The sequence below is a fragment of the Protofrankia sp. Cr1 genome (genome assembly GCF_963555865.1).
Classification (GTDB): Bacteria; Actinomycetota; Actinomycetes; order Frankiales; family Frankiaceae; genus Protofrankia.
Genome location: NZ_CAUVXO010000068.1, coordinates 1 through 6,024 on the forward strand (window position 1 = coordinate 1; position 6,024 = coordinate 6,024).

Annotated in this window: 5 protein-coding genes and 1 pseudogene; 3 read left to right on the top strand and 3 right to left on the bottom strand. The window is 69.7% G+C overall.

Annotation, left to right across the window (positions count from 1 at the left end):
• Positions 1–458, top strand: a pseudogene (locus U9980_RS08570) (hypothetical protein); the annotation flags it as partial.
• Between the two features lie 205 nt (positions 459–663).
• Here the strand turns inward: U9980_RS08570 and U9980_RS08575 are convergent.
• From U9980_RS08575 to U9980_RS08585, 3 genes are all read right to left on the bottom strand, one after another.
• Positions 664–1,515, bottom strand: coding sequence for an SDR family oxidoreductase (locus U9980_RS08575; protein ID WP_322767441.1), 852 nt, complete (start codon positions 1,513–1,515; stop codon positions 664–666).
• 31 nt (positions 1,516–1,546) lie between these two features.
• Positions 1,547–1,990, bottom strand: coding sequence for an antibiotic biosynthesis monooxygenase family protein (locus tag U9980_RS08580; RefSeq protein WP_322754218.1), 444 nt, complete (start codon positions 1,988–1,990; stop codon positions 1,547–1,549).
• Positions 1,991–2,142: 152 nt separating this feature from the next.
• The gene (locus U9980_RS08585; protein ID WP_322767442.1) at positions 2,143–3,243 is read right to left on the bottom strand and encodes a phosphotransferase; all 1,101 of its coding nucleotides are present in this window, start codon (positions 3,241–3,243) and stop codon (positions 2,143–2,145) included.
• A gap of 254 nt (positions 3,244–3,497) precedes the next feature.
• On the opposite strand from U9980_RS08585, the gene U9980_RS08590 reads away from it, so the two are divergent.
• Both U9980_RS08590 and U9980_RS08595 read left to right on the top strand, forming a co-directional pair.
• Complete coding sequence (locus U9980_RS08590) at positions 3,498–4,475, top strand: TIGR03621 family F420-dependent LLM class oxidoreductase (RefSeq protein ID WP_322767443.1); 978 nt, start codon at positions 3,498–3,500, stop codon at positions 4,473–4,475.
• Positions 4,476–4,479: 4 nt separating this feature from the next.
• On the top strand, positions 4,480–5,976 hold the full coding sequence (locus tag U9980_RS08595) for an AMP-binding protein (RefSeq protein ID WP_322767444.1): 1,497 nt from the start codon (positions 4,480–4,482) through the stop codon (positions 5,974–5,976).
• Positions 5,977–6,024 lie beyond the last annotated feature (48 nt).

A 6,024-nucleotide genomic window follows, 5' to 3' on the forward strand; every position in this document is an offset into this window, starting at 1 on the left:
TGGACCAGAAACTGTGTGATCCTCGGCGCGCCCTCGCCGACGGCCGGCGGTTGGCCGATCTGTTCGAGGAGGCGTGGCCGGCCGTCCTGACGAGTGTCCGCGACGCGGTGGGGCTGTGGCGGCACTTCGACGAGGACGTCCTCGGTCCACAGGCCACGCTCGTGCTGCTCACCCTCGCCGGCTCCACCGGCTACACCGACTCCTGGTGGGGACAGGGACGCTGGCCGGCGATCGCCGAAACCGTCCTCGACGACCTGACCGCGGCAGGACTGGCGCTGCCGCCGCCCTACGACCTCAGCGGACGACAGTCGCTGCTCGACACGCTCATGACGACACCCGAACTGGTGCCCGACGACGTCTGGGAATGGCTGATCGAACCACCCCTGGAAGCTGGCGACGCCCGCGGCCTGCGCATGACCCGCGCCATGTCACCGCTGGTACGGCCAATCCGCTTCTAGCTTCCGCGGCCGTCTCGTCATACCGCGTGACCTGCGAGAATGAGGTCACCGGAGAGGGTGACCGGTGGTGGGGTAAATGGTTCGAGTCCTCCCTCGGACGCTCCCGTTCGTACATGCTCGGCGCAGTCTTGGCTTCGGCGATCACTCGGTGGGCTCCCGGTTCGTAGGTGCGCTGGAGTCCGATGCGTTCCGAGCCGGACGTGCCTCACTGGCTGGCTACGACCGCGGGAAGGGCGGCTACCGGCGGCAGGATGCACGGATGGCCGACCCATAGCTGGATGCTGTCGCCCGTCCGCCCCTGCGGGCCTTCGGCGAGTAGGTCGAGCAGGACGGCGGCGACGTCCCCGGCTGCCATCAGCCCGGGCGCCGGCGGGCGGTCGCCGAGGAACCTCCGGTACATCGGGGTGTCTGTCGCTCCCATGCCGAATGAGTTCACGCGGACCCCCCGCGGGCGCAACGCCTGTGCCCAGGCGTGAGTCAGGCCGTTGAGAGCCCACTTCGATGCGTCGTAGAGGTCGAATGCCGTGCCGCCGCCGGGCGGCCGAGGGGTGCTGGCCCATGGGCAGGCCGGAGCGTCGGCGTGGTCCAGTACCTCGGGCCAGCCGCAGGTATGGATGTGGTCGGTGGTCACGTTGACGATGTCACCGCCCTGGCGCACGAGGTAGGGGATCGCGGCCCGGCCGACGAGGTACGCGCCGCGGATATTGGTACCGAGGGTGCGGTCGCAGTCGTCGACGGCCTTGTCCCAGGAGCCGCTGACTGGGTTGGTCGGCAGGCACACGGCGGCGTTGTTCACGACAATATCGATACCGCCGAGTCGCTCGGCTGCGCCGTCGACGAAACGGCGGACGTCGTCGGGCGAGGACACGTCGGCGACGGTCGCCCAGAAGGAGCCGCGGCAGCCCGCCAGGTGGGAGGCCAGGTCCTCGACGGATGCGTCGGAGTCGCACACGGCAACGTGGGCGCCTGCCCGGGCCAGGGCCAGGGCGTAGGCCAGTCCGAGTCCTTGGGCGGCCCCGGTCACGATGGCCTTGCGTCCTTCAATCGATGCCGTCATCGCCTCGCCTCGCCTCGCCTTTCGCACTGGCTCACTGTGCCGGACCGCCGCCCCGGCTGGCGACGTCTGACGTTCGCAGCGGGAGCCACCAGTCCTGGACCTGCGCTGCCAGGCGTTCCGAGAGCGCACGTTCGAGTTCGGTGGCGTCCGGCTGCGGGGGCGGCATGTCGGTAGGCGTCAGCGGTGATGCCCCGCCGATCGGGTCTACCCACTCGAGCCGGACCGCTTCCAGCACGTCGCGCAGAGCTGGCCTGGCTTCCTCATGGTGCGGACTGGTCTCGTGGGCGAGGAATCCTGCGAACCTGTCGAACGATTCGAGCGTGTAGTACGTCCCCGGCTCCTCACCCCGCCAGTACTCGTAGCGGCGGACGTCATGCTCGCGGCTGTGGGTCGCGGCGTGAAGCTCGCTTGCGATCTGTTCGAAGCGCTCCTCGGCCCCTGGACGTACCCGGATGTGGACCAACAGCGTTGCCATCCGACTGTCCCCTTCCGATCCGAACTGCCTGCGGCTCGGCGCCGCGCATCGGCCACGTCGCGGGGCTGAGGCACGCACCTCGCGATCCACGCGCCCCAGCCCCGTTCCTTGATCCACACCCCTGTTGTCGGGCGCTCTTACCCGCCCGCCGGTCAGCTGGACGCCAGGGCGTCCCGGGATGAGGCCACGCGGGCGGCGTCGACGGCAGCAGAGAAGTGCCGGTTAGCCATCGTGCGCACGAGCTTGACGCCACGCTCGTTGCCGAGGTCAGTTCCCGCGCCGACGAGCACAGCCGTCGCCGTGCCGGCGACGCGGTGGGCAAGCCGGTATGCCGCCCACAGCCGGTCGAGTGGGTAGTCCTGGACCCCGCCTTTGACCAGCTCGCGATGATAGTGCTCAACCAGGGCCTCTTCGTGGGCGGCGCGCACCTCGGCCGTGAGGCTGCCGCCGAGCAGATAGGCCAGGTCGTATGCTCCTGGCCCGCGGCCGATCGACTGCCAGTCGAGCACAACGAGGCCGGTTCCGTCTGGTTGGAACATCAGGTTCTCGCAGCGGTAGTCGATGTGCAGGATGGTCCAGGGCTCATCCGCCAGTTGCTGCATGAACGGCCAGTAGCGGTCGCGAACCTCCTCGCCGAGTGCCTCGCCGCCGTCGGGCAGGTCCGTCCCGAAGCGCTGCACGAACACGGGCCACAGCTGCGGCCACAGGTCTGCCATCATCTTCATCCGCGGGTGCACGATGCCCGGGATCCAGTCGAGTTCCGGCGTCGACACCTTCCCCCACCAGGAGGCGTGGAGGTCAGCAAGGGCAGTCACGGCCTGCTCCGCCTGCACCAGGCTCAGGCCGTCGAGCTGATCGACCATCCCCAGGGCGCTCAGGTCCTCCATGACGATGACGAAGTCGGCGCCGTCGCGGGCCTTGCGGGCGTGGAAGCATCGGGGCACTCGCGTCCTGGTCTGGGGCGCCAGTTCCCGGTAGAAGCGCACCTCGGATTCGTAGAGGTTGCGTTCGTGCGCGATGGCCCGGTTCTCCCCGGCCGAGGCGGCCAGCTTCACCACTACCGACGCTAACTGGTTCGGTAAGGGCTGGTCGTACGTGAGCGTAACCCGCCACTCGTCCGCCATGATCCCGACGCCGACGCCGATCCGCTCCGTGTGGACGTCGACCACATGAGCTGGCGTGGTGCCGAGCGCGGCCGTGAGCCACGCCGGGGTGATGTCGGCGATGCACGTCGGGATGGCTATCTCAGTCATGTCCGGCCTTCCATCGGGTCGTCTGCCGTGGCTGGATCCGCGGCGTTGGGCTCCTGGTGGCGAGCACGCGCTTGTCGGCGTAGCCCGGCACCGAAGTGTTCTGTACTCAGGCCCGGCCGGCAGCCAGTTCGCCTCTGCGGGCGTAACGGGCTGCCCGCGGCCCGAGAAACATATTAGTCAATCGATTAGTAATTGACCAGACCCACTGGCGGTGGGAGGATGCCGGCACACTCAGGGACCGATGCGGGGGCCATGTGAGTCGAGCAAAGCCGTTCAGGTTCGGCCTGCAGGCGTACCAGGCGACGTCCGCTGAGCAGTGGCGCGCCCTCGCCCGCGAGGCCGAGCAGCTCGGCTATTCCGCTTTCCACCTCGCCGATCACTACTTCGGGCCGGGCCCCCTGGAGGCGGAGACCCGCCACCCGGTCCAGGATCTCGCTGCCATCCCCGCCATGGCCGTTGCCGCCGAGGCGACCGAAACCATCCGGATCGGCTGCCGGGTGCTCTGCATCGACTATCACCTGCCTGCGGTGCTGGCCAAGGAGCTGGCCACCCTCGACTTCCTGTCCGGCGGGCGCTTGGAGATCGGGCTCGGCGCGGGCTGGATCGAGGCGGAGTACCGGGCCATGGGCATCCGCTGGGACCGGCCCGGCGTCCGCCTGCAGCGCCTTGAGGAGGTCATAGACCTGCTCGAGGCCCACTTCGGCGGCGAGCAGATCGCCGTGGCGGGTACGCACGTGCAGGTGAGTGGCTACCAGGGCGTGCCGGCCCCGGTGCAGACACCGCGCCCGCCCTTCATGGTCGGCGGGGGTGGCGAGCGCATCCTGCGGCTGGCGGGAAGGCGGGCCGACATCGTCAGCCTGAACTTCGACAACCGCTCAGGCCGCATCGGCTCGGACGGCGTCGGAAGCTCGACGGCGGACGCCACCGATCGCAAGATCGGCTGGGTCCGGGAGGGCGCCGGTGACCGGTTCGAGCGGCTGGAACTTGAGATCGCCGCGTATTTCACCATGGTCGGGGTCGACCCCCCGAAGGCGCAGGCGCACCTGTCGGGCGCGCTCGGTCTGCCCCCCGAGACGCTAGCCGACCACCCGCACGTCCTCGCGGGGTCGGTGGACGAGATATGCGAGCGGCTCGTGGCCCGGCGGGAACGCTACGGCATCAGCTATGTCACCGTCGGCGCACGGGTGCTCGAAGACTTCGCGCCGGTCGTCGCCCGCCTCGCCGGGACCTGACGGCATGGTCGCAGGGATAGCCGACCGCGCTGGCGCGGATCCGGCCGGCTGGGCGCTAACGGATGGCACTGAGAACCTGACCTGGGCCGAACTCAACGACTGGCTGAACCGCGTAGTCCACGCGCTGCTCGGCGTGGACCTCGGCCCGGACCGGCGGGTCGCGATCCTTGCGCAGAACAGCGCGCAGACGGCGATCGCACACCTGGCCGTGATCTACGCCGGCGCGTCGGCGGTGCCGGTGAACTGGCAGCTCCGCCCGGCTGAGGCTGGTCACGTCCTGCGCGACAGCGCGGCCAGGCTGATCCTCGCCAGCCCGGAGTCCGCGGCCGTGGCCAGGCAGGCAGGTGCCCCCGCAGCGGTAGTAGTCGACTCGCTTGCCGAGTTCGCCGCCGCCGCCCCGCGGCACGAGCCGCCTGCCGACCTGCCGCCACGGCGGGCGCTCATGTACACCTCCGGTACCTCCGGAGTACCCAAAGCGGCTGAACAGGCTCTTGCGATGTTTGCCGGCGGCGCGACCGTTGCCGAGCACGTGGCGAACATCGCCGCCAGCGCGGTCGCTCAGCTCGGGCCGCACCTGGTCGCGGGGCCATTGCACCACACCGGGCCGCTGCACGGGCTGCGCTGCCTGGCGGGGGGCACGCCGATGGTTGTGCTGCCGCGGTTTGACGCGGCTGCGGCGCTGGGGGCCATCGACCGGTACCGGATCGCGAGTTCGACCATGGTGCCGACCCATTTCTCCCGGCTACTGGCGCTGCCCGCCGACCTGCGCACCCGACACGATGTCAGCAGCATGCGCCAGATCGCGCACACCGGAGCGCCATGTCCGGCCGATGTCAAGCGCGCGATGATCGAGTGGATGGGCCCGGTTGTCGTGGAAGCCTACGGCTCTACCGAGATCGGTACCGTCACGGCGATCGATTCGACGGACTGGCTCGCGCATCCAGGTTCGGTCGGCCGGGCGGTGCCGCCGTTCGAGGTCAGTATCCGAGACAGCTACGGCCAGGAGCTTCCGATTGGCGCCGAGGGCCTGGTGTGCGTGCGCAACGGGCGCGACGGCGGTCCGCGGTACCTGCATGACCCGGACAAGACGGCGGCCAGCTTCGTCGGCGACGGGTACTTCGTCATGGGCGAGATCGGTCTTCTCGACGCGGACGGGTACCTCTACCTGACCGACCGGGCGTCTGACCTCGTGGTGTCTGGCGGGGTCAACATCTACCCGGCTGAGGCCGAAGCAGTGTTGGCGGCGCACCCGGGCGTGCAGGACGTGGCGGTCATCGGCGTGCCCGCTCCCGATCTTGGCGAGGCGCTGCTGGCGCTCGTGGTGCCCAGGGATCCCGCGCTCGCGGGCGAGGACATCGTCGCCTGGTGCCGGGACCGGCTGACTCATTACAAGTGCCCACGTGCGGTGAGGTTCGTGCCCGACCTGCCGCGCACCGCGATGGGCAAACTCAACAAACGTGACCTGCGGGCTGCCTACGGTGCCGCAGAAACGGCACCGTAGGCAGCCCGCAAACATGTCGCGGTCAGCGCGCCGCCCGAGCCGCGACCG

Coding starts and splice junctions, on each gene's coding strand:
- U9980_RS08585 (WP_322767442.1), bottom strand. CDS start 3,243: ATGACTGAGATAGCCATCCCGACGTGCATCGCCGACATCACCCCGGCG.
- U9980_RS08595 (WP_322767444.1), top strand. CDS start 4,480: ATGGTCGCAGGGATAGCCGACCGCGCTGGCGCGGATCCGGCCGGCTGG.
- U9980_RS08580 (WP_322754218.1), bottom strand. CDS start 1,990: ATGGCAACGCTGTTGGTCCACATCCGGGTACGTCCAGGGGCCGAGGAG.
- U9980_RS08575 (WP_322767441.1), bottom strand. CDS start 1,515: ATGACGGCATCGATTGAAGGACGCAAGGCCATCGTGACCGGGGCCGCC.